The sequence below is a fragment of the Ramlibacter tataouinensis TTB310 genome, from assembly GCF_000215705.1.
In the GTDB taxonomy this organism is placed as follows: Bacteria; Pseudomonadota; Gammaproteobacteria; order Burkholderiales; family Burkholderiaceae_C; genus Ramlibacter; species Ramlibacter tataouinensis.
Genome location: NC_015677.1, coordinates 2,559,243 through 2,582,581, shown reverse-complemented (window position 1 = coordinate 2,582,581; position 23,339 = coordinate 2,559,243). Strand labels below are relative to the sequence as shown.

Sequence of the window (23,339 nt, the reverse complement as noted above, 5' to 3'; positions counted from 1 at the left end):
GCCTTCAGTCCCCGTCGGCGTCGGAGAAGCCGATCTGCACCTCCAGCGCCGGCGCGATCTCGGCCTCGGCCAGCCGCTTGAGTTCGCCCACCGCGCGGGCCGCGGTCTGCACGCTGCCGGTGGCGCCTGGCCGGGCGGCCGCCATGCCGCGGCCGGCCTGGGCGGCGGTGCGCGCCAGCCGGTCGGCCAGCGGATTGAGGCCGCGCCCGCGCAGATAGGTTTCCAGCGGCACCAGGCCGGCGCCGGGCTGCGGCGCCGCGCGGCCCGGCAGCGCGGCCAGGGCGGCGATCGCCTCCCAGCGCGCCGACCAGCTGGCGGCGCTGCTGCCGCTGGCGGCGCGCGGCCAGGCCGGCGGTCGCCCTGGTGCGCTGCCGTCCCGGGCGCTGCGCAGGGGCCGCTCCATCTGCGCCCAGCGCAGGCGCTCCTGCGCGCCCACCCACTGGTTGACGGCTTCGGCCATGGCGGCGCCGGCGGCCTCGGGCTCGGCGCCCCAGTCCCGCGCGGCCAGGGCGTCGAAGGCTTCGCGCAGGGCCAGGGCCTCGGCCTCCACCTCCTGGGCCAGCAGCTGGGCGTAGCGGCATTCCGCGCTGCCCGGCGCGGCGGGCCGGGTCCACAGCAGCCACTCCAGCGTGCCCAGGCCCTTGGCCGGGGTGCCCACCCGCTCCAGCGCCCGCAGGTCGGCGGGCTCGCCGCGGATCGCGCGCGCGATCAGCTCGGGCCGCACCGGCGCGAAGTCGATCTGGCGCTGCGAGCGCCGCTGCAGCAGCGGCCCCACGGCCACGCCCGACAAGCGCTCCCAGGCCAGGGCGGCGGCCTTCCAGCGCTCGCGCGCCTGCGCGGGTGTAGCGCAGGAAGGCGCCAGCGCCGCCCGCAGCGCCAGCGCCTCTGCGGCGAACGCCTGGGCGCGCGGCGCGAACCAGAAGCGGTGCATGCCGCGCAGGAAATCGGCCGGGGTGTAGAAGGGCACGGCGACGTTGCCGGGCACCTGCTGCGCCAGGGCGGCGCCGCCGGCCGCCAGCAGGGCCACGGCGGCGCGACGCGTCAGCACCCGCCGGTTCATAGCGACTCCACGAACCTGACCAGCGCCTCGCGGTCGGCGCGGCTCATCTCCAGCACCTGGTCGCGGCTGGCCTGCGCCTCGCCGCCGTGCCACAGGACGGCTTCCAGCACGCCGTCGGCGCGGCCGTCGTGCAGCAGCCGCTGGTGGCCGTTGACCTCGCGGATCAGGCCCAGGCCCCATAGCGGGGGCGTCTTCCACTGGCGGCCGTTGGCCTGGAAGTCCGGCCGGCCGTCGGCCAGGCCTTCGCCCATGTCGTGCAGCAGCAGGTCGGTGTAGGGGAAGACCTGCTGGCGCGACAGCGCGGCGCTGGTCAGCCGGGGGAACGGCCCCTGCGCCGTCACGTAGCTGGGGCGGTGGCACACGGCGCATTGCGCCTGGGCGAACAGCTGCTGGCCGCGCAGCACCTGCGCGTCCTGCGCGTTGCGGCGCGCCGGCGGCGCGATGGTGGCGCTGTAGAACACCACGTCCTCGAAGGTCCTGTCGTCGATGTCGTGGCCGTTGCCCTCGCCCCGGCCGCGCGGCGCCGCCAGGCAGTCCTTCTGCGCCGGCGTGCAGCCTTCCTGCGGCACCAGGGACGAGGTGATGCCCATGTCCGCCGCGAACGCGGCGGCGGTCTGGTGTCCGAGCGAGGCGGCATTGGCCTTCCAGCCGAAGCGGCCGACGCGCACGTCCCTGGCCACCACGTCCCACACCCGGTTGGGCACGCCCTTGATCGGGCCGGGTGCCTCGGCCTGGGTCCGCGCATTGGCCAGGATCTCCGACTCGGGGATGGCCTCCAGCAGCCCCAGGCCGATCAGCTGGGGCGCCACGCGCGGGCTGAGCATCAGCTGCGGATGCGTGGGGCCGTAGCCCAGCTTGCGCAGGCTGTAGCCAGGCTTGCGCAGCGTGTAGGGCGTGCCGTCGGCGAAGCGCCCCTGGACCAGGGTCTCGCGGATGACCACTTCGCCCTCGGGCCGCACGCCCTGCACGGCCGCGTTGTCGAGCTGGTCGCCGTACACCGGGTCCGGCCGCACGCCGGCGTGCGGGTCGGCCGGGCCGGGGATGGACAGCCGCAGCAGCAGCGACACCGGCTGCTCGGTGTTGAGGCGGTTGCGGATGGCCGGCGGCGCGCCGCGGCCGTCCAGCGCATGGCAGGCGCCGCAGGAGCGGGCGATGAAGTGCGGCCCCAGGCCGTCGCGCGCGGTGGTCGAGGCGCCGGCTTCCACCCAGTTGCGCTTGAAGAAGGAGTTGCCGATGACGAAGCGGGTGCGCTCCGCGTCGGGCAGGTTGGCCGCCGGGAAGGAAAAGGCGTTCTTGCCGGTGGCGTGCACGGTGGTGTCGCCGCCCGGCCGGTCCGCCGCATTGCCGTCAGCGGCGGCCTGGCCCGCGGCCGTGCCACCCAGCCCCAGGCCCAGCAGCGCCGCGGCCGCGGTCGCGGCCAGCCCCGCCAGCGTGCGCCCGGTCTTCACTTGGGCTGCACCAGGGTCAGCTGGGTGATGCCCATGGCCGCCGCCGAGGCCACCAGGTCCCTTGCCTGCTGGCTCAAGCTGTCGATGGTGGCCTGCACGCGCTGGCGTCCGGGCGCGTTGCGGTCGCCGCGGATCTCCTGGTCGAAGGGCGCGCGGATGCCCTCCGCGGCCGCCACCGAGGCCGCGACCTGCCGCGTGGTGCGCTCGGCCAGCGGCGCGTCGCGGGCGGCCACCAGCTCCCGCAGCGAGGGGCCGCGCAGCACGCTGCCGTCCGGGCGGCGCCACTCGCCCAGCCACACGTTCTGGATGCCGCGGGCGTTGGCCACGGCATCGCGGTGTGTGTTGTCGGAAAAGCAGCTGTGCTCGTCTTCCTGGTCCTGGCTGGCCAGCGCCACCTCCAGCCGCTCGCCGGCCAGCTCGCCGCGCGACAGCGAGCCCAGTCCCACCAGCATGCGGCGCACCGACTCGCGGCCGCCCTGCTCGAAGCGCGCGCGGTAGTTGCCCTTGGCGCCCGGCGCCCAGGCGCGCACCAGCGAGGACAGGTCGTCGACCAGCAGCCCGGTGGTCAGCGCCAGGTACTGGCGGCGGCGGTCGGCGTTGGGCGCCTTGCCGTCCACGAAGTCTTCGAAGCCGCGGTTGCCGGGACCGGTCTCCGACAGGTCCTGGCCCCACAGCATGAACTCGATGGCGTGCCAGCCGGTGGCGATGTTCTCCTCGCCGCCGCGCTCGTTGAGCGCAGCCAGCGCCTTGCTGGTGAGGGGCTGCTTGCGATTGTTGATGAGTCCGCTGCCGGGCCGGCCGTCGACGCCGTCCACGTACGACTCGTCCATCGGCCAGGCGTTGATGCGGCCCTCGGGTCCGTCGTCGTCGTCGATCGGTCCGCCGTAGAAGCGGTAGGCCTCGGTCTGGCCGTACAGCTCGCGCGCGGCCAGCCAGGCCTTGCGGGCCGCGGCCTGCGTCTCGGCGCCCGGCGACTTCAGGAAGGCCGTCACCGCCTGCTGCATCGCCTGTGCAGCCGCCAACGTGTCGGCGTAGCTGGCATGCACCAGGGCGGCGTAGTGCGCCGCGACCGGGCCATAGGCGGTGGCCGGGCTGCTGCTGGCGGGTGCGGCGGGCTGCGCTTGGACCCGCGGGGCGGCCGCGCAGGCCGCCACCAGGGCGGCCAGGACGAAGGTCTTGTTCATGGTCGGGGTTGGTGCGGGAAGGTCCGTAGCATATTGCAATTGCGAGTCATTCGTATTTGCCTGCGGTACCCAACCAATCAACCTCAGCGCAGGCGCCGCCGCCGGCGCCACCACAGCCACAGCCCGCTGATGCCCAGGCCGGCCAGCGCGAAGCCGAGCGCGGCGTTCGCGGCCTTGTGCCAGGGCCCGCCCAGCTCGCCGATGTGCAGGGGGTAGATCCAGGAGGTGTGGCGGGCGCCGGCCTGCAACCGGTCGAAGCGGTGCACCGCCAGCAGCTCGCCCGAGCCCGGGTGGAAGTACAGCGAGGTCAGGCCGTTCGGGTGCGGGTCGGCCGGCAGCTTCAGGCGCAGGCGCACCGGCTGGTCGGCGGCGGGCGGCACCCCGATGTAGCCGATGCGCGCGTCCGGAAACAGCCGCCGCGCCTGGGCCGCCATGGCGTCCAGGGAAGCATCCTTGCCGGCCGGAGCGGGGACGCGCGGCGGAGTCAGCGGCGTGTGCCCGGCCATTACCGTGACCCAGGCCGACAGCGGCTTCCAGGCCATCCACACGCCGCTGGCGATGGAGACGGCGATGAACAGGCCCAGCAGCGCGCCGCCGGCCTTGTGCAGGTCGAACAGCGCGCGCGTGAGCCCGCCGCGCAGCTGCACCGCCAGGGCCTGCCGCCACTGGCGGGGCCACCACAGCACCGCGCCCGTGGCCAGCAGGAAGAAGTAGGTCGCGGCCAGCACCGCCATCACACCGCGGCCGGCCTCGCCCAGCAGCAGCGCGCTGTGCAGCTCGAACATCCAGTTCGCCGCGCCCTCGTGCTCGCCGCGCTGGCCGAGCAACCGGGCCGTGGAGGGATCGAGGTAGGCCAGGCCGTGGAAGGCGCCGTCCACGTACGCCCACAGCGTGTCGCCAGACTCGCGCGGCGGGCGCAGCGTGAAGGCGGACGCGGGCCCGTAGGCCTGGCGCAGGGTGGCGCGGGCCGCGTCCAGCGGCGCCGGCGGCGCATCCGGCGTGGCGGCCGCGAACAGCGCCGGGTTGAGCCAGCGGTCCACCGGCTTCCAGACGATCAGCAGGGCGCCGGTGAGCGCCACCGCCGCCAGCACAAGCCCCAGGCTCAGGCCCACCCAGCGATGCAGGCGCCACCACGCACGGCGCAGGGCCGGGCGCATCACAGGTCGATCTTGGCGGCCACGCGCAGGGTGCGCGGCGCGCCGGTGCCCAGCAGGCCGTTGCCGGCCGTGGCCCAGTAGTCGCGGTCGGCGGCGTTGTCCAGGTTGGCCTGCAGCGTGAGGTTGCGGCCGGAGACCTGCGTGACGTAGCGCGCACCCAGCGAGAGCGTGGTGTAGCTGCCCACGTAGGCCTGGTTCAGGTTGTTGACGGGCCGCTCGCCCACGTAGTAGGCGCCGGCGTTGAGGAACAGGCCGGCCACCTGCGGCAGCCGCCATTCGCCGAACAGGCTGAAGGTGCGCCGGGGCGTGTTCTCCGGCGTGCGGCCCAGCTCGCCCGCGTTGGCCGTGCCCACGCGCACGATCTCGGCGTCCAGCAGCAGCGCCGACGCGATGGCCGAGAAGTTGTGGCCGATCTCGCCGCTGGCCGAGGCCTCGAGGCCGCGGTAACGGCTCTCGCCGCCCAGGATGAAGCGGTTGCCCGCGTCGATCGAGGTCTGCGGGCGGTCGATCTGGAACAGCGAGACCTGGGTCAGCAGGTTGGCCAGGGCCCGCGTCTTCAGGCCGATCTCGCGCTGCTTGTTCACCGACGGCGCCAGGATCTCGCCCGCGTTGGCGCGGTTGGCCGGCGCGGTGCCGGTCTCCTCCAGGCCTTCGAGGTAGCTGGCGTACAGGGTGGTGTCGGGCCGCAGCTTGTACAGCACCGACAGGTTGGGCGAGGTCTTGCTCGCGCTGTAGCGCGAGGTGGGGCCGGTGTTGCTGTAGTCGGCCGCGCGCAGCCCCGCCAGCAGCTGCCAGCGCTCGCCCAGCGTCAGGCGGTCGAACACGTACAGGCCCTTGTCCTCGATCGCCGAGTCGGTGCCCGGCGTGAACGCCGCGGGGTTGATCGGCGCCGGCACGATGGGATCGTAGAGGTTCTGCGGCACGTTGGCGGTGGGCGCGCTCTCGCCGGAGTAGGCCTCGCGCCGGTTGTAGGTGTAGCCGACGGTGAGTTCGTGCTGCACGGGGCCGGTGCCGAAGCGGCCGGTGGTCTCGGCCCGGTGGTTGGTGTTGACGTAGCGTTGGTTCTCGCCGAAGAAGATGGCCAGGGTGCCGACGCCGGTGGCCACGTTCAGGCCGTTGAGCTGCGAGAAGCGCCGGTCGCGCTCGGTCTCGGCGCGGCCGATCTCCAGCGTCAGCACCCAGTGGTCGCCCAGGGCCAGGTCGCCGCGCAGCAGGGCGTTGGTGGCCCGCGCGTCGTAGCGCTGCCAGGCGCCGGCCAGGTTGCGCCGGTTGTCCGGCACGGGCGGCAGGGTGATGACGCCGCCCACCGCCGCCGGGTTGGCGATGGCGGCCTGCTCGCTCACGTCCTTGCGGTAGTGCTCCAGGTCGGCACGCAGGGTGAAGCCGGGCGTGACGCGCCAGTCGTAGGCGACCGAGAACAGGCGGCGGTCGCCGTCGAAGTTGGCTATGCCGTAGTCCACCTGGCCGGCCAGGGCGTTGACGCGCAGGCCCATGCTGCCGTCGGCGAAGCGCCGGCCCACGTCGGCATGCAGGTCGAAGCCGCCGTGCTGGTTGACCGAGCTGGCGATGCTGGTCACCGGGGCGGTGCCGGCCCGCTTGGTGACGAAGTTGACGATGCCGCTGGGCGGCACCAGGCCGTAGTACAGTGACGAGGCGCCCTTGAGCACCTCGACCCGCTCCTTGTTTTCCAGCGGGATGTCGATCAGGTTGATCACCGGCAGGCTGCCGTTGAGCCGGTAGTTGCCGCGGTTCTCCACCAGGATGCCGCGGATGGAGATGTTGTCGTAGGTGGAGCCCGACAGCTGGGAGCGGGTCACGCCTGCGGTGTTGCGCAGCGCTTCGTACACCGAGCCGGCCTGCTGCGCGTCCAGCACCTCGCGCGTGACCACGTTGTTGGTCAGGGGCACGTCCAGCGGGTCCTGGTCGCGGAAGGCGCCCACCTGCACGTTGCGCGAGCTGAAGCTGCGCTGGCTATCGCCGGTCACGCGCACCTCGCCCAGCGAGCGCTCGGGCGCGGCCGTGGTCTGGGCCAGCGCCGTGCCGCAGGATGCGATGAGAAGGAGGGCGGCCTGGCCGGTCCGGGTGCGGGCGAGGGCAGGGTGGGATTTTTTCTTCATGTCATGTCTCCGTTCGGGTTGGGGGGAAAGGGTGGGGGCGCGGGGACCAGCAGCCCGGGGCCGGCCTGGTCCGGCGCGCTGCAGCCGCACCGGGCCATGACGATCTCCAGCTCGTCGTGCAGCAGGCGCAGCACGTGGGCCACGCCGGCCGCGCCGGCGGTGGCCAGAGCCCACAGCACCGGCCGGCCCACCAGCACGGCGCGCGCACCCAGGGCAAGCGCCTTCAGCACGTCGGTGCCGTGGCGGATGCCGCCGTCCACCAGCAGCGGCAGGCGGCCGCCGAGCGCATCGGCGACGCGCGGCAGCATCACGGCCGTAGCCGGCACGCCGTCCAGCGTGCGGCCGCCATGGTTGGACACGACAATGGCGTCCACGCCCAGGGCGGCGGCCTCGCATGCATCCTGCGGATGCAGCACGCCCTTGAGCACCAGCGGCAGGCGGGTCTGCCCGCGCAGCCACCCCAGGTCGTCCCAGCCGGGTGCCTGGGACAGCAGGCCGCGCAGGTCGGACGGCGCCGGTCCTTGCGGCGGCAGGTTCACCCTGGCGATGCCCGGCGGCAGCCGGAAGCCGGCGCGCTGTTCGGCGCCGCGCGCGGCCCGCACGGCGGCGTCCACCGTGACCACCAGCGCCTCGTAACCGGCCGCCTCCGCCCGCCGCACCAGCTCCAGCATGGCACCGCGGTCCGGCAGGAAATGCAGCTGGAACCACAGCGGTCCGCGGCCGGCGTTGCCGCGGACCGGCGCCGCCACGTCCTCCAGCAGCAGGCTGGCCTCGCAGCTCACCACCATCCCGGCGCCCTGGGCCGAGGCGGCCACCGCGGTGGCCAGTTCGCCGTCGGGGTGCGCCAGGCGCTGCAAGGCCATGGGCGCCACCAGCAGGGGCGACGGCCACTCGCGGCCGAGCAGCGTGCAGGCGGTTCCCAGGCCCTGCACCGGGCGCAGCACCCGCGGCAGCAGCGCCAGGCCGTCCCAGGCGGCGCGGTTGGCGCGCAGCGTGAGGCCGTCGCCGGCATGCGAGCTGAAATAGGCCCAGGCGTTGGCGTCCAGCGCGCGTCGGGCATGGGCCTCGTAGTCGCCGGCGCTGAAGACATCCGGCGGGATCTGCTGCAGGGCGAGCGGCGCGCTCACGTGTCGGCCCACATCCGCAGCAGGTTGTGGTACGTGCCGGTGAGGCGGACCACGCAGGGGTCTTCTTCGCCTGCCGAGCGGCGCAGCTGCAGCAGCGCCATGTCCATCTCGAACAGGAGCTGGCGTTGCTCGGCGCCGCGCACCATGCTCTCGACCCAGAAGAAGCTGGCCAGGCGCGCGCCGCGCGTGACCGGCGTCACCTCGTGCAGCGTGGAGCCGGGGTAGAGCAGCATGTCGCCGGCCGGCAGCTTGAAGCGGCGCTCGCCCTGGGCCTCCCGGATCAGCAGCTCGCCGCCGTCGTACTCGTGCGGCTCGGCCAGGAACAGCGTGCACGAGAGGTCGCTGCGCACCCATTGGGCCGGGTGGCGCGAGTGCAGCACGGCGCCGTCGATGTGGGCGCCGTAGTGGTTGCTGGCGCCTGTGTACCGGTTGAACAGCGGGTTGAAGATCTTGCGCGGCAGCGCCGCCGAGAAGAACAGCGCATCGCGCTGGACGGCGGCCAGCACCAGGGCCTGCAGCCGGCGGCAGGCCTCGCTGTCCTGCTGGAGCTGCTGGTTGTTCTTGCGGCTGACGGCCTGCCCGCCCGCGCTGCTGCGCCCGTCGATCCAGGGCGCATCCGCACCGAGCAGGGCGCGGGCCGCCACCCGCTCGTCCGGCCTGAGGATCTTCTTCAGGTGCAGCAGCATCCGGCTCAGAACAGGGTCTTGAGCGTCAGCTCGGCGCGCCGGGGCGTGCCCGGCGTGTAGAAGCCCCGGTACAGCCCGTCCGCGTACAGCTCGTCGGTGAGGTTGGTGAGGTTCAGCCTGGCCGACACCATCTCGGTGAAGCTGTACTCCGCCATGGCGTCCACCGTGTAGAAGCTGTCCGCGCGGATGTTGCGGGCGCCTTCCGGGTTCTGCGAGCCGCGGTAATTCACCCCGGCGCCGACGCGCAGCTTGGGCAGGATGCGGTAGGTGGTCCACAGGCTGCCGCTGTGGCGCGGGGTGAGGGCGGGGCGGTCGCCTTCCACCTGCGACCCGCCGCCGTTGGCGGCCGCCACCACGTTGCTCTCGTCGATCTCCGCTTCCGGGATCCAGGTGTGGTTGAAGAATACCTCCCAGCGCGGCGTGAAGCGGCCGGCCAGGTTGAACTCCATGCCGGTGGCGTGGCGCTTGCCGGACAGCAGCTCCTGGCTGGCGGTGGTGTCCGGGTCGGTGTTGCGCTCGTTGTACTTCTCGGTGTGGAAGGCCGCCACTCCCAGCAGCGCGCGCCCGTCGAACACCTCCCACTTGGCGCCGACCTCCAGGTTGCGGCTCTTCTCCGGCGCGGTGTTGATCAGCCGGTTGCTGGGGCCGGCGGGCGCGAACTGGTAGGTGTCGCCCGAGGTGTTGTACGAGGTGCCGTAGGAGACGTAGTACGACGACGTGTCGCCGGGCTGCCAGATCAGGCCGGCGCGCGGGCTCCACAGGCTGTCGGAGCGCTCGCCGGTGGCGCCGTTGAAGCGATCGAACGAGGCCCTGAAGTGGTCGAAGCGCAGGCCCCCCAGCAGCTTGACGGTCGGCGTGATGCTGACCAGGTCCTGCGCGTACAGGCCGATGTTGCGGGCGTCGAAGGTGTCGAAGGGCGTGGGGCCGCGCGTGTCGGGGCGCACCGCGCCGTCGTCCGGCGTGCCCACGGTGGTGGTGGGCGCTGGCGCCAGGCCGGCGGTGAAGTTGTTGTTGCGCCTGGCCTCGTCCCGGTACAGGTCCACCCCGGCCAGCAGCTCGTGGCGGCGGCCGCCCCAGTTGAAGTTGCCGGAATAGTCGCTCGCCAGCTGCGTGAGCTCGCTGATGCCGGTGCGCGCCTTGGGCGTGCGGCGCAGCACGGTGGCGTCGCTGAGGGTGGCCCGCGTGGTGGGGCTGGCGAAGCCGATGGCGCTGGCCAGCAGGTCGCGCTCGTAGCGGCCGTGCCGCAGCTGGGTCTTGAGCTGGCCGTCGTGGTCGAAGCGGTGGACGTGCGACACGGTGGCGAAGGTGGCGCGGGTGTCCAGGCGGTCGTTGCCCAGGCCGTAGTAGTTGCGCGCCGGCAGCAGCGGCTGGATCACGCCGCCCTCGATGATCCAGGGATGGTTGTAGAGCGGCCTGCCTTCGCTGTCGAGGTGGAACAGGCCGACCGAGAACTCGTCGCGCGTGCCTATGCCCCAGCGGTAGGTGGGCGCGATGCCGCGCTTGCTCTGCTCGGCACCCCAGTTCTCGGCCTCGTGCACCATGGCGTTGAGGCGGAAGGCCGCGTTCTCGCCGGTGTGGAAGTTGAAGTCGCCGGTCAGGCGGTGCAGCCGGCCCGTGCCGATGGTGTAGTCCACCTCGTGCTGGCCCATCAGGAAGGGCTGCTTGCTCGCCTGGTTGACGATGCCGCCGGTGGAGCCCCTGCCGAACAGCATGGAGGCCGAGCCCTTGAGCACCTCGATGCGGTCGTCGTTGAACGTGTCGCGCTCGTACAGGGGCGCGTCGCGCAGCCCGTCCCGGTAGATGTCGCCGGCCTGCTGCAGCGAGAAGCCGCGCAGGCGCACGTCCTCCTCGCCGGTCTCGCCGGCCTGGAAGGTCACGCCGGCGGTGGTGCGCAGCACCTCCCGGAAGTCGTCCAGGTTGCGGTCGTCGATCAGGCGCTCGGTCTGCACCGTCACGGTCTGCGGGATGTCGCGCAGCTCCTGGTTCCCCTTGCCGACCTCGGTGCGTCGCACGCGCAGGTCGTTCTTGGTCTGCGGCACCTCGGCCTGCTCGCGCACGGTCACCGCGGGCAGGGTGCCGCCGGCGCCCGCCGGCGCGGTCTGGGCGAAGCTGCCCATGGACGCCGCTAGCATCAGGGCGCCGAGCGGCAGGGCCGCCGGCGGAGCGTTGGACGGTGTCGAAGCGGGACGGGAAACAGGCCGGCGTGCCGGCCCGCGCGAACGGGACTTAGCCAAGAAAACCTCCATCGTTATGGACCGGCCGGTGGGCCGGGGATGAAGGCTGGCTGCGTGCTACGTGGCTGGCCTCAAGAGGGCGCCATGTTAGCAGAAGAAATGCGAATCGATCTCATTTAGCCTGTTGCCAGGCCATGATGCCGCCCGGGGGCGGCGCACCGCTGCCTTTAGCTGGTTTCGTCCATCTGCGACTGCAGGTAGTTCTGCAGCCCGACCTTGGTGATCAGGTCGATCTGGGTCTCCAGGAAGTCGATGTGCTCCTCGGTGTCCTTGAGGATCTCCTCCAGGATGTCGCGCGAGACATAGTCGCGCAGGGCCTCGCAGTGGGCGATGCCTTCCTTGATGGTGATCTGCGCGCCGCGCTCGCTGCGCAGGTCGCAGTTGAGGATCTCTGGGACGTCCTCCCCGATCAGCAGCTTGCCCAGGTCCTGCAGGTTGGGCAGGCCGTCGAGCATGAGGATGCGGGCCATCAGGCGGTCCGCATGCTTCATCTCGCCGATCGATTCCTCGTACTCCCTCTTGGCCAGCTTGCCCAGGCCCCAGTGCTTCAGGATGCGGTAGTGCAGGAAGTACTGGTTGATGGCGGTCAGCTCGTTGCGAAGCTGCGCCTGGAGGTGGTGGATGATCTTGGGGTCGCCTTGCATGGATGCTCCGGACAGAGAACTGCGGGATTGTGGCGCAAGTCGCCACCCCGCAGCCTTTGCCCGGCGGCATCACGCCGGCGCGCTGGTTCGGATGAGGTGATCGAAGGCGCTCAGCGCCGCCTTCGCGCCTTCGCCGGCCGCGATGATGATCTGCTTGAACGGCACGGTGGTGGCGTCGCCCGCAGCGAACACGCCGGGCACCGAGGTCTGGCCCTTGGCGTCGACCACGATCTCGCCGTAGCGCGAGAGCTCCACCGTGCCCTTGAGCCAGTCGGTGTTGGGCACCAGGCCGATCTGCACGAACACGCCTTCCAGCGCCACGCGCCGGCTCTCGCCGGAGGCGCGGTCCTTGTAGACCAGCCCGTTGACCTTCTGGCCGTCGCCGGTGATCTCGGTGGTCTGCGCGTTCAGCACCACCTCCACGTTGGGCAGGCTGGCAAGCTTGCGCTGCAGCACCGCGTCGGCGCGCAGCTTGGTGTCGAACTCGACCAGGGTCACGTGGCCGACGATGCCGGCCAGGTCGATCGCGGCCTCCACGCCGGAGTTGCCGCCGCCGATCACGGCCACCCGCTTGCCCTTGAACAGCGGGCCGTCGCAATGCGGGCAGTAGGCCACGCCCTTGTTCTTGTACTCCTGCTCGCCGGGCACGTTGATGTTGCGCCAGCGCGCGCCGGTGGTCACGATCACGCTCCTGGCCTTGAGCGCGGCGCCGCTCTCCAACTCGATTTCGATCAGGTCCTGGCCCGGCTTGAGCGCCTTGGCCCGCTGCAGGTTCATGATGTCCACGTCGTAGTGGCGCACGTGCTCCTCCAGCGCCAGCGCGAACTTCGGCCCCTCGGTCTCCTTGACCGAGACGAAGTTCTCGATGCCCAGGGTGTCCAGCACCTGGCCGCCGAAGCGCTCGGACGCCACGCCGGTGCGGATGCCCTTGCGCGCGGCGTAGACCGCCGCCGCCGCGCCGGCCGGCCCGCCGCCGACGATCAGCACGTCGAACGGGTCCTTCTGGGCGATCTTCCTGGCTTCGCGCTCGACGCCGCCCTTGTCGATCTTGGCCAGGATCTCCTCCAGGCTCATGCGGCCGGTGTCGAACAGGGTGCCGTTGAGGAACACCGTGGGCACGCCCATGATCTGGCGCTCCTCGACCTCCTGCTGGAACAGGCTGCCTTCGACCATGGTGGTCTTGATGCGCGGGTTCTGCACCGCCATCAGGTTCAGCGCCTGCACCACGTCCGGGCAGTTGTGGCAAGACAGGGAGACGTAGACCTCGAACTCGAAGTCGCCTTCCAGCGCGCGGATCTGCTCCAGCACGGCCTGTTCGACCTTGGGCGGGTAGCCGCCGACCTGCAGCAGCGCCAGCACCAGCGAGGTGAACTCGTGCCCCATGGGCAGGCCGGCAAAGCGCGGGCCGTGGTTCTCGCCCGGGCGGTTGATAGCGAACGACGGGGTGCGGTAGGGGCCGCCTTGGGTTTCGGTCACGCGCACCAGCGGCGAGGTCTCGGCAATGTCCCTGAGCAGCGCCTGCATGTCGCGCGAGGCAGGGGTGTCGTCCAGCGCGGCGGTGATCTCCACCGGCTGCGAGATGCGCTCCATGTAAGCGGCAAGCTGGGCTTTGAGGCTGGCGTCGAGCATGGGAACTCCCTTGGGTGATCAATCGAACGGCGGAATGCAAAGGCCCGGGAACCGCGGCACCCGGGCCTTGTGGGCGACCCCGGCGGCGCGCCCGGGCCGGTGTGGCGCTCAGGCGCCTGGGGTCAGATCTTTCCCACCAGGTCCAGCGAAGGCTTCAGCGTCTTGGCGCCTTCGTTCCACTTGGCCGGGCAGACTTCGCCCGGGTGGGCGGCGGTGTACTGGGCAGCCTTGAGCTTGCGCAGCGTCTCCTTGACATCACGGGCGATCTCGTTGGAGTGGATCTCCGCCGTCTTGACGACGCCTTCCGGGTTGACGATGAAGGTGCCGCGCAGCGCCAGACCTTCCTCCGGGATGTGCACGCCGAAGGCATTGGTCAGCGTGTGGGTCGGGTCGCCGACCAGGGGGAACTTCGCCTTGCCCACGGCCGCGGAGGTCTCGTGCCACACCTTGTGCGAGAAGTGCGTGTCGGTGGTGACGATGTAGACCTCTGCGCCCAGCTTCTGGAACTCGGCATAGTTTTCTGCCGCGTCTTCCACTTCGGTCGGGCAGTTGAAGGTGAACGCTGCCGGCATGAAGATCAGGACGGACCACTTGCCCTTGAGCGACTCATCGCTGACCGGGACGAACTTGCCGTTGTGGAATGCCGTGGTTTTGAACGGGACGACTTGCGTGTTGATCAGGGACATTGCGGGTTCCTCTCTTGTCGGGTTGAGGGTTGTGCGGGGGAGGCAATAGGTTAGGGGGTGCGCCCCGATGAGGCAATTGAATAGGAACAATTGCAGCGATTTATTTCACCTATTGACCAGGGCGCGGAGCCTGAGGTGATGGGAGCGCCTAGTACTCGAGCCGCTCGGGCCGCACCTCCTGCAGGATGGTGGTGGCGATCTCCTCGATCGACTTGGTGGTGGTGGACAGCCAGCGGATGCCGGCGCGCCGCATCATGGCCTCGGCCTCGGCAACCTCCATGCGGCAGTTCTCCAGCGCGGCGTAGCGCGAATTCGGGCGCCGCTCGTTGCGGATCTCGGACAGGCGCTCGGGCTGGATGGTCAGGCCGAAGATCTTCTTGCGGTGCGGCAGCAGGGCGCCGGGCAGCTGCTGGCGTTCGAAGTCGTCCGGGATCAGCGGGTAGTTGGCCGCCTTCAGGCCGTACTGCATGGCCAGGTAGAGCGAGGTGGGCGTCTTGCCGCTGCGGCTGACGCCCACCAGGATCACGTCGGCCTGTTCCAGGTCGCGGTTGCTCTGGCCGTCGTCGTGCGCCAGGCTGAAGTTGATGGCCTCGATGCGGTCGTGGTACGCCTGGTTCTTGCTGATGTCCGAGAAGCGGCCCACCCGGTGGTTGGACTTCATGCCCAGCTCGATCTCCAGCGGGCGCACGAAGGTGCCGAACATGTCCAGCAGCATGGCCTTGCAGCCCTGCTCGATGACCTGCAGGATCTCCACGTTCACCAGCGTGGTGAAAACGATGGGCCGGCGCCCCTCCAGCTCAGCCGTGTGGTTGACCTGGCGCACCACCTGGTGGGCCTTGTCCACGCTGTCGATGAAGGGCAGGCGCACGTGGCGCGGCTTGAACTCGAACTGCGCCAGGATGGCGTTGCCGAAGGTCTCGGCCGTGATGCCGGTGCCGTCGGAGATGAAGAACACGGTGCGGGTGGGCATGGGTGCTGCTCTTTCGGGTGGGGGCAGGCCCGCGCCGGCGCGCTGCCGCCTACAATGAATCGCGATTATCAGATTCTCCCTTCCATGCCCCGCTGCCGCCCACGAGAACAAGCACAAAGCCGCACGCCGTGTCATGGGAAAGCGCGTCCCGCGCCGATGCCGGGGGATGCCGCACCGATTTCAACTTCCGGAGCTTTCCCATGTCTGCATTGTTCAGCGCGACCGCCTTGGTCGTACCGTTTGAGAACCTGAGGATGAGCGACGTCGAGGCGGTCGGCGGCAAGAACGCCAGCCTCGGCGAGATGATCTCGCAGCTGCCCGAGGGCGTGCGCGTTCCCACCGGTTTCGCCACCACCGCACATGCATTCCGGCAGTTCCTCGCGCATGCGGGCCTGGACCGGAAGATCCAGGCGCGGCTGGAAACCCTGGACACCGAGGACGTGCGTGCCCTGGCCGTCGCCGGCGCCGAGATCCGCGGCTGGGTGGAAGCGCAACCCTTCCCTGCCGACCTGGAGGCCGCCATCCGCGAGGCCTTCGCCACGCTCTCGGGCGGCCATGCCCAGGCCAGCTTCGCCGTGCGGTCCTCGGCCACGGCCGAGGACCTGCCGGACGCGTCCTTCGCGGGGCAGCAGGAGACCTTCCTGAACGTGGTGGGCATCGAGGACGTGCTGCACAAGATGAAGGAGGTGTTCGCCTCCCTCTACAACGACCGCGCCATCAGCTACCGCGTGCACAAGGGCTTCGCCCATGCCGACGTGGCGCTGTCGGCGGGCGTGCAGCGCATGGTGCGCAGCGACCTGGGCGCGGCCGGCGTGATGTTCACCATCGACACCGAGTCCGGCTTCGAGGACGTGGTCTTCATCACCTCCAGCTACGGCCTGGGCGAGACGGTGGTGCAGGGCGCGGTGAATCCCGACGAGTTCTACGTGCACAAGCCCATGCTGCGCGAAGACAGGCGCGCGGTGATCCGCCGCAACCTGGGTTCCAAGCTGATCCAGATGGTGTTCAGCAGCGCGCAGGAGAAGGCATCCACCGGCAAGCTGGTCAAGACGGTGGACGTGCCGCTGGAGCAGCGCAACCGCTACTCGCTTACCGACAAGGACGTCGAGCAGTTGGCGAGGTACGCCCTGGTGATCGAGCAGCACTACGGCCGGCCCATGGACATCGAGTGGGGCAAGGACGGCCAGGACGGCCAGCTCTACATCCTGCAGGCGCGGCCGGAGACGGTGAAGAGCCAGCAGCAGGGCAAGGCCGAGCTGCGCTACAAGCTCAAGGGCAAGGGCAGCGTGCTGGCCGAGGGGCGCGCCATCGGCCAGAAGATAGGCACCGGCCCGGTGCGGCTGGTGCACAGCATCTCCGAGATGGACCGCGTGCAGGCCGGCGACGTGCTGGTGACGGACATGACCGACCCGAACTGGGAGCCGGTCATGAAGCGCGCCAGCGCCATCGTCACCAACCGCGGCGGGCGCACCTGCCACGCCGCCATCATCGCGCGCGAACTGGGCATCCCCGCCGTGGTGGGCTGCGGCGACGCCACCGCCCTGCTCAAGGACGGCACGCTGGTCACCGTCAGCTGCGCCGAGGGCGACACCGGCTTCATCTACGACGGCCTGCTGGAGACCGAGGTGAACGAGGTCAAGCGCGGCGAGATGCCGCGCATCGACACCAAGATCATGATGAACGTGGGCAACCCCCAGCTGGCCTTCGACTTCGCCCAGCTGCCCAACGAAGGGGTGGGGCTGGCGCGCCTGGAGTTCATCATCAACAACAACATCGGCGTGCATCCCAAGGCCATCCTCGACTACCCCAATGTCGACGCCGACCTGAAGAAGGCGGTGGAGTCGGTGGCCCGCGGCCATGCGTCGCCGCGCGCCTTCTACGTGGACAAGGTGGCCGAGGGCGTGGCCACCATCGCCGCGGCGTTCTGGCCCAAGCCGGTGATCGTGCGGCTGTCGGACTTCAAGAGCAACGAGTACCGCAAGCTGATCGGCGGTTCGCGCTACGAACCCGAGGAAGAGAACCCCATGCTGGGCTTCCGCGGCGCGGCTCGCTACATCAGCCAGGAGTTCGGCGAGGCCTTTGCCATGGAGTGCGAGGCGCTGCGCCGGGTGCGCGCCGAGATGGGCCTGGTCAACGTGCAGGTGATGGTGCCCTTCGTCCGCACCCTGGGCCAGGCCGACCGGGTGACGCAGCTGCTGGCGCAGCACGGGCTGCGGCGGGGCGAGGCCGAACTCAAGCTCATCATGATGTGCGAGGTGCCCAGTAACGCCATCCTGGCCGACGAGTTCCTCCAGTACTTCGACGGCTTCTCCATCGGCTCGAACGACCTGACCCAGCTGACGCTGGGCCTGGACCGCGATTCCGGCCTGGAGCTGCTGGCCGCCGATTTCGACGAGCGCGACCCGGCCGTCAAGGCCCTGCTGTCGCGCGCCATCACGGCCTGCCGCAAGCAGGGCAAGTACGTGGGCATCTGCGGGCAGGGGCCCAGCGACCACCCCGACTTCGCCCTGTGGCTGGCGCAGGAGGGCATCGCCTCCATCTCGCTCAACCCGGACAGCGTGATCGACACCTGGCAGCGCCTGGCGCAGCGCTGAGGCGCGCGCCTCACCCAGAAAACCCCTAACCGGCGGCCGGCCCGGTGGTGAGAAGATCAGCCGATGAGCTCGTCTTCCCGTCCACGCACGAGCCGGCTCGCGGTCCTGCGGGCGGGGCTGCTGCTGGCCTGGGCCATCGCCAGCTTCGGCGTGTGCTTCTTCGCCCGCGAGCTGCAGTTCACGCTGGGCGATTGGCCCTTCAGCTACTGGATGATGGCGCAAGGCGCCATCATCGTCTTCACCCTGGTCCTGGCGGTGGACGCCTGGGCCGTCAACCGGTCCGAGGCCGGCACCGGCGAGGCGGATCCGGAGGCGGGAACGGGGCATGGCTGAAGCGGGCGTCGGCAGCCGCTACAGCAGCCGCCTGCACAGGGTGTTCGGCGCCTACGTGGTCGGCCTGCTGGCCTTCCTGCTGCTGATGTGGGGGCTGGAGCAGCAGGGGCTGGCCAGGCTCTGGCTCGGGCCCGTGTTCCTGTTCGCCAGCGTCATGATGTATGCCGCCATCGGCATCTACGGCCGCACCACCGAGGCCTCGGAGTACTACGTGGCCGGCCGGCGCATCCCGGCCGTCTACAACGGCATGGCGACCGCCGCTGACTGGATGAGCGCGGCATCCTTCATCAGCCTGGCCGGGACGCTGTACCTGCAGGGCTTCGCTGGCACGCCGTCGCAGCCGGGCGGGTTCGCCTACCTGCTCGGGTGGACCGGCGGCTTCTGCCTGGTCGGGCTGCTGATCGCGCCGCACCTGCGCCGCATGAACCTGTACACCGTGCCGGACTACTTCGGTGTCCGCTACGGCGGCCACTGGCCGCGCCTGATCGCCGCCATGGCGGCGGTGCTGTGTTCCTTCACCTATGTCGTCGCCCAGATCTACGGCATCGGCCTGATCGCCTCGCGCCTGACCGGCGTGCAGTTCGAGATCGGCATCCTGCTGGGCCTGGGCGGCGTGCTGCTGTGCTCGTTCCTGGGCGGCATGCGCGCCATCACCTGGACCCAGGTGGCCCAGTACGTGGTCATCCTGCTGGCCTTTCTCATCCCCGTGTCCTGGCTGGCGTACAAGCAGCTGGGAAACCCGCTCGCTCCCTTCGTCTACGGCCCGCAGGTCGAGAAGATCACGCAGCTCGAGCGCAAGCTGGCCGCGGATCCGGCGGAGCTGGAGGTGCGCCGCATCTTCGAGCAGCGCGCACAGGCGCTGCGGCGCAGCCTGGAGGATGTCCCCGCGGCCCTGGAGGCACGGCGGCGCGAGCTGCAGGCCCAGCTGCGCCAGGCCAGGCGGCAGGACGCCGACGTCGAGCAGGTCGTGATGATCAGCCGCGCGCTGGCCGCCTTGCCCAAGGACCCGGAGGCCGCGCGTGAGCTGTGGAGCCGCGAACTGCAGGAGAGCCTGGACCGCGCCCAGCCCCTGGGCGGCGTGCCGCCGGTAGCCGTGCCCTACGCGGGCGACCCCGACGGGACCGCGCAGGAGCGGCGGGACTACCAGTCGTCCCGCCTCAATTTCCTGGCCTTGATGTTCTGCCTCATGCTGGGCACCGCCGGCTTGCCGCACCTGCTCACGCGCTACTACACCACGCCGTCGGTGGCGCAGGCCCGCGCGTCGGTGGCCTGGTCGCTGTTCTTCATCGCCCTGGTCTACATCAGCGCGCCGGCGCTGGCGGTGCTGGTGAAGTTCGAGGTCATGAACAACCTGGTGGGCACGAGCTACGACGCCCTGCCGGCCTGGATCGCGCAATGGAGCCGGGTAGATCCCTCCCTGCTCACGGTGCGCGACGTCAACGGGGACCGGATCCTGCAGTGGGGCGAGATCCGCATGGCCGCCGACCTGATCATGCTGGCCACGCCGGAGCTGGCCGGCCTGCCCTACGTGGTGTCCGGCCTGGTGGCGGCCGGTGGGCTGGCCGCGGCGCTCTCCACCGCCGACGGGCTGCTGCTGACGATCAGCAATGCGCTGGTGCGGGACGTGTACTGCCAGGAGATCCGGCGCAACGTGTCCGACCAGAACCGCGTCATCCTGTCGAAGTTCGCCCTGCTGGCCGTGGCCCTGCTGGCGGCCGTCGCCGCCTCGCAGAAGCCCGCCGGCATCCTGCCCCTGGTCTCCGCCTCGTTCTCGCTGGCGGCCTCGGCGTTCGTGCCGGCCCTGCTGCTGGGCATCTTCTGGCGCGGGACCACGCGGGCAGGGGCGGTGGCGGGCATGGCCACGGGGCTGGCGGTGACGCTGTTCTACATGGGCGTGAATGCGCCACCGGTGCGCGCCCTGCTGGGCTGGCCACCGGGGCAGATGCTCTGGTTCGACATCCATCCGGTGTCGGCCGCGGTGTTCGGCGTGCCGGCCGGCCTGGCCGTGGCGGTCGCGGCGAGCCTGCTGCCCAGGGTTAACCCCATGAGGTCTTTCCCTTGAAAGCGGGTCCAGCCCTTGTTCGTCAGTTTTCCGTCAGCCGGTCGCCGAAGATGAAAGTTCCTACTACACAGGAGACAGCATGGCGACCGTCACAGCCGGTATTCCCCCGAAGGCCACGGCCCAACCCATGACGCGGGAGGAGAAGAAAGTCATCTTCGCCTCCTCGCTGGGCACCGTGTTCGAGTGGTACGACTTCTATCTCTACGGCTCGCTGGCCGCCATCATCGCGCGGCAGTTCTTCTCGGGCCTGGATCCGACCTCCGCCTACATCTTCGCGCTGCTGGCCTTCGCGGCGGGCTTCCTGGTGCGGCCCTTCGGCGCCATCGTCTTCGGCCGCCTGGGCGACATGATCGGCCGCAAGTACACCTTCCTGGTCACCATCCTGATCATGGGCGCGTCCACGTTCATCGTGGGCCTGCTGCCCGGCTACGCCGCCATCGGCATGGCGGCGCCCGTCATCCTGATCGTGCTGCGCATGCTGCAGGGCCTGGCCCTGGGCGGCGAGTACGGCGGCGCGGCGACCTACGTGGCCGAGCACGCGCCGCACGGCAAGCGCGGCGCCTACACGGCGTGGATCCAGACCACGGCCACGCTGGGCCTGTTCCTGTCGCTGATCGTCATCCTGGGCGTGCGCAACATGGTCGGCGAAAAGGAGTTCGGCGAGTGGGGCTGGCGCGTTCCCTTCCTGCTGTCCATCGTGCTGCTGGGCATCTCGGTGTGGATCCGGCTGAGCCTGAACGAGTCGCCCGCCTTTCAGAAGATGAAGGCCGAGGGCAAGACTTCCAAGGCGCCGCTGTCCGAGTCCTTCGGCGAGTGGAAGAACCTCAAGATCGTGATCCTGGCGCTGCTCGGCCTGACCGCCGGCCAGGCGGTGGTCTGGTACACGGGCCAGTTCTACGCGCTGTTCTTCCTGACCACCATCGCCAAGGTCGACACCACCACCGCCAACCTGCTGATCGCCGCCTCGCTGATCATCGGCACGCCGTTCTTCATCGTGTTCGGCGTGCTGTCCGACCGCATCGGCCGCAAGATCATCATCATGGCGGGCTGCCTGATCGCCGCGCTCACGTACTTCACGGTGTTCCCCATGCTGCTGAACTATGCCAACCCGGCGCTGGTGGCCGCCCAGCAGGCCACCAAGGTGGTGGTGACCGCCGACCCGCGGGAGTGCTCGTTCCAGGGCAGCCCGATCGCGCGCGACATCGACTTCCGCACGTCCTGCGACATCGCCAAGCGGGCGCTGACCCAGGCCTACATCCCCTATGAGAACCGGCCCGGACCGGCGGGCCAGCCGGCCACCATCAGCGTGGGCGACAAGGTGCTGACCGCGCCGGCGGCCACGCTGAACCCGCAGCGCAACGCCTTCTCCGCCGAGAGCGCCAAGTCCATCGCCGAGTTCCGCCAGAACCTGACGGGCGCGGCCAAGGCGGCCAACCTCACCGTGCCGGCCGACCCGGCCAAGATGAACAAGACCATGGTGCTGGCCATCCTGGTGTTCCTGGTGATCCTGGTGACCATGGTGTACGGCCCGATCGCCGCCATGCTGGTGGAGATGTTCCCCACCCGCATCCGCTACACCTCCATGAGCCTGCCCTACCACATCGGCAACGGCTGGTTCGGCGGCCTGCTGCCCACCACGGCCTTTGCCATGGTCGCGGCCACCGGCGACATCTACTACGGCCTCTGGTACCCGGTGATCGTGGCCGCGGCGACCTTCGTGATCGGCATGCTGTTCGTCCGCGAGACCAAGGACGTGGACATCTACGCCCGGGACTGAGCGGCCGTAACCCGTGCAAGAGGCCCGCCGGCGACCGGCGGGCCTTTTTCGTTGGTGGCCAGGGCTCACGCCTCGGCAGTGGTCGGTGCTGATCCTTTCACACCGGCTATAATCTCGGGCTTTGCCTTGCCACACCGGCACGGTTCCTTGGGGAAACGTGGACGCACCGGGTGGCTGAACCCACAAGGAGAGTCCATGCGTCATTACGAAATCGTCCTGCTGATCCATCCGGACCAGAGCGAACAGGTCCCGGCCATGCTGGAGCGCTACAAGGGCATGATCACCGCCGGCGGCGGCAAGGTGCACCGTGTCGAGGACTGGGGCCGCCGCCAGCTGGCCTACCAGATCAACAAGCTGGCCAAGGCGCACTACCTGTGCGTGAACATCGAGGCCGACCAGGCCGTGATGGGCGAGCTGGAGCACGCGTTCCGCTTCAACGACGCCGTGCTGCGCCACCTGACCGTGGTCAAGAAGAAGGCCGAGACGGGCCCGTCCTCCATGATGAAGACCGTGGAGCGCGAGGAAGCCCGCAAGGCGCAACAGGCGGAGTACCAGTCCTGAAGGCGGCCTGGCCGGCGTGAACCAGGTCGTCCTGAGCGCCTGCATCGCCGAAGCCGCCGCCCTGCGCTACACCCCCGCCGGCGTGCCGGCCCTGGATCTCCGGCTCGAACACGAGTCCGAGGCGGCGCAAGCGGGGCAGCAGCGGCAGGTGAAGGTGGCGGTCAAGGCGGTGGCGTTCGGCGCGGTAGCCGAAACCCTGGTCCGCCAGGCGATCGGCAGCCGCTGGCGGTTCTCGGGGTTCCTGGCCACGCCGCGCAACGGCAAGCACCCGGTGCTCCACATCCAAGAGTTTCAGCAAGATTAGTTTTTCGAGAGGTCCCACATGGCCACGTTCAAGAAGTTCAACAAGGACAAGCGTCCCAAGCGCAACACCCAGTCGCTGCTGTTCAAGCGCAAGCGCTTCTGCCGCTTCACCGTCGCCGGCGTCGAGGAGATCGACTACAAGGACGTCGACACGCTGCGCGATTTCGTCGCCGAGAACGGCAAGATCATCCCGGCGCGCCTGACCGGCACCCGCGCGATCTACCAGCGCCAGCTCAACACCGCCATCAAGCGCGCGCGCTTCCTGGCCCTGGTGCCTTACAGCGACCAGCACCGCATCTAAGGAGCCGGAACATGCAAGTCATTCTGCTCGACAAGGTCGTCAACCTCGGCGGCCTGGGTGAGATCGTCAAGGTCAAGGACGGCTATGCCCGCAATTTCCTGATCCCCCAGGGCCGTGCCCGCCGGGCGACCGAGGCCAACAAGGCCGAGTTCGAAGCCAAGCGCGCCGAGCTGGAGAAGGCGGCCGCGGCCAAGCTGTCCGAGGCGCAGGCCCAGGGCGAGAAGCTCGGCGGCACCACCGTCAAGCTAACCCAGAAGGCCGGCGTCGACGGCCGCCTGTTCGGCTCGGTCACCAACTTCGACATCGCCGAAGAGCTGAACAAGCAGGGTTACAAGGTCGCCAAGTCGCAGGTCCGCATGCCCAATGGCCCGATCAAGACGGTCGGCGACAGCTCGGTGAGCGTGCAGCTGCACACCGACGTGGTGGTGGACATCACCGTCACGGTGTACGGCGAGACGGCGTAAGC

At 70.2% G+C, this 23,339-nt stretch carries 20 protein-coding genes; 8 read left to right on the top strand and 12 right to left on the bottom strand.

Annotated features, from left to right (window positions below; all coding sequences use genetic code 11):
• Positions 1-4 precede the first annotated feature (4 nt).
• The 12 genes from RTA_RS12430 to ppsR all read right to left on the bottom strand — a co-directional run bounded on the left by RTA_RS12430 (position 5) and on the right by ppsR (position 14,942).
• Positions 5-1,060 (bottom strand): imelysin family protein, encoded by a 1,056-nt coding sequence (locus RTA_RS12430; protein ID WP_013901759.1) that lies wholly within the window; start codon positions 1,058-1,060, stop codon positions 5-7.
• The gene (locus RTA_RS12425) at positions 1,057-2,508 is read right to left on the bottom strand and encodes a di-heme oxidoreductase family protein (RefSeq protein WP_013901758.1); all 1,452 of its coding nucleotides are present in this window, start codon (positions 2,506-2,508) and stop codon (positions 1,057-1,059) included. The genes RTA_RS12430 and RTA_RS12425 overlap by 4 nt, the downstream gene beginning before the upstream one ends.
• Positions 2,505-3,692 (bottom strand): imelysin family protein, encoded by a 1,188-nt coding sequence (locus RTA_RS12420; RefSeq protein ID WP_041675485.1) that lies wholly within the window; start codon positions 3,690-3,692, stop codon positions 2,505-2,507. The genes RTA_RS12425 and RTA_RS12420 overlap by 4 nt, the downstream gene beginning before the upstream one ends.
• Positions 3,693-3,775: 83 nt before the next feature.
• Positions 3,776-4,849: a PepSY-associated TM helix domain-containing protein gene (locus RTA_RS12415; protein WP_041675483.1), complete on the bottom strand. Its 1,074-nt coding sequence runs from the start codon at positions 4,847-4,849 to the stop codon at positions 3,776-3,778.
• The gene (locus RTA_RS12410) at positions 4,849-6,966 is read right to left on the bottom strand and encodes a TonB-dependent siderophore receptor (protein ID WP_013901755.1); all 2,118 of its coding nucleotides are present in this window, start codon (positions 6,964-6,966) and stop codon (positions 4,849-4,851) included. Before RTA_RS12410 ends, RTA_RS12415 begins: the two co-directional genes overlap by 1 nt.
• On the bottom strand, positions 6,963-8,093 hold the full coding sequence (locus RTA_RS12405; RefSeq protein ID WP_013901754.1) for an alpha-hydroxy acid oxidase: 1,131 nt from the start codon (positions 8,091-8,093) through the stop codon (positions 6,963-6,965). The genes RTA_RS12410 and RTA_RS12405 overlap by 4 nt, the downstream gene beginning before the upstream one ends.
• A complete protein-coding gene (locus tag RTA_RS12400; RefSeq protein WP_041675480.1) occupies positions 8,090-8,779 on the bottom strand; it encodes a Fe2+-dependent dioxygenase in 690 nt (229 codons plus the stop codon). The genes RTA_RS12405 and RTA_RS12400 overlap by 4 nt, the downstream gene beginning before the upstream one ends.
• A gap of 5 nt (positions 8,780-8,784) precedes the next feature.
• Positions 8,785-10,896 carry a TonB-dependent receptor gene (locus RTA_RS12395; protein WP_013901752.1) on the bottom strand — a complete coding sequence of 704 codons (2,112 nt, stop codon included), beginning with the start codon at positions 10,894-10,896 and terminating at the stop codon, positions 8,785-8,787.
• A gap of 284 nt (positions 10,897-11,180) precedes the next feature.
• Positions 11,181-11,657, bottom strand: coding sequence for a bacterioferritin (gene bfr / locus RTA_RS12390; RefSeq protein ID WP_013901751.1), 477 nt, complete (start codon positions 11,655-11,657; stop codon positions 11,181-11,183).
• Positions 11,658-11,726: 69 nt separating this feature from the next.
• A complete protein-coding gene (ahpF, locus tag RTA_RS12385) occupies positions 11,727-13,286 on the bottom strand; it encodes an alkyl hydroperoxide reductase subunit F (protein WP_013901750.1) in 1,560 nt (519 codons plus the stop codon).
• A 122-nt stretch (positions 13,287-13,408) separates the two neighbouring features.
• On the bottom strand, positions 13,409-13,972 hold the full coding sequence (gene ahpC / locus RTA_RS12380) for an alkyl hydroperoxide reductase subunit C (protein WP_013901749.1): 564 nt from the start codon (positions 13,970-13,972) through the stop codon (positions 13,409-13,411).
• A gap of 148 nt (positions 13,973-14,120) precedes the next feature.
• The gene (ppsR, locus tag RTA_RS12375) at positions 14,121-14,942 is read right to left on the bottom strand and encodes a posphoenolpyruvate synthetase regulatory kinase/phosphorylase PpsR (protein ID WP_013901748.1); all 822 of its coding nucleotides are present in this window, start codon (positions 14,940-14,942) and stop codon (positions 14,121-14,123) included.
• 200 nt (positions 14,943-15,142) lie between these two features.
• Between ppsR and ppsA the strand changes: the two genes are divergently transcribed.
• From ppsA to rplI, 8 genes are all read left to right on the top strand, one after another.
• Positions 15,143-17,536: a phosphoenolpyruvate synthase gene (gene ppsA / locus RTA_RS12370; protein WP_013901747.1), complete on the top strand. Its 2,394-nt coding sequence runs from the start codon at positions 15,143-15,145 to the stop codon at positions 17,534-17,536.
• 63 nt (positions 17,537-17,599) lie between these two features.
• The gene (locus RTA_RS12365) at positions 17,600-17,869 is read left to right on the top strand and encodes a DUF4212 domain-containing protein (RefSeq protein ID WP_013901746.1); all 270 of its coding nucleotides are present in this window, start codon (positions 17,600-17,602) and stop codon (positions 17,867-17,869) included.
• A complete protein-coding gene (locus tag RTA_RS12360) occupies positions 17,862-19,931 on the top strand; it encodes a VC_2705 family sodium/solute symporter (RefSeq protein WP_013901745.1) in 2,070 nt (689 codons plus the stop codon). Before RTA_RS12365 ends, RTA_RS12360 begins: the two co-directional genes overlap by 8 nt.
• Positions 19,932-20,010: 79 nt before the next feature.
• Complete coding sequence (locus RTA_RS12355; protein WP_013901744.1) at positions 20,011-21,708, top strand: MFS transporter; 1,698 nt, start codon at positions 20,011-20,013, stop codon at positions 21,706-21,708.
• A 195-nt stretch (positions 21,709-21,903) separates the two neighbouring features.
• Positions 21,904-22,269: a 30S ribosomal protein S6 gene (gene rpsF / locus RTA_RS12350; protein ID WP_013901743.1), complete on the top strand. Its 366-nt coding sequence runs from the start codon at positions 21,904-21,906 to the stop codon at positions 22,267-22,269.
• A 16-nt stretch (positions 22,270-22,285) separates the two neighbouring features.
• On the top strand, positions 22,286-22,573 hold the full coding sequence (gene priB / locus RTA_RS12345; protein WP_013901742.1) for a primosomal replication protein N: 288 nt from the start codon (positions 22,286-22,288) through the stop codon (positions 22,571-22,573).
• 18 nt (positions 22,574-22,591) lie between these two features.
• On the top strand, positions 22,592-22,873 hold the full coding sequence (gene rpsR, locus RTA_RS12340) for a 30S ribosomal protein S18 (RefSeq protein ID WP_013901741.1): 282 nt from the start codon (positions 22,592-22,594) through the stop codon (positions 22,871-22,873).
• An 11-nt stretch (positions 22,874-22,884) separates the two neighbouring features.
• Complete coding sequence (gene rplI, locus RTA_RS12335) at positions 22,885-23,337, top strand: 50S ribosomal protein L9 (protein WP_013901740.1); 453 nt, start codon at positions 22,885-22,887, stop codon at positions 23,335-23,337.
• The last annotated feature ends 2 nt before the right edge of the window (positions 23,338-23,339 follow it).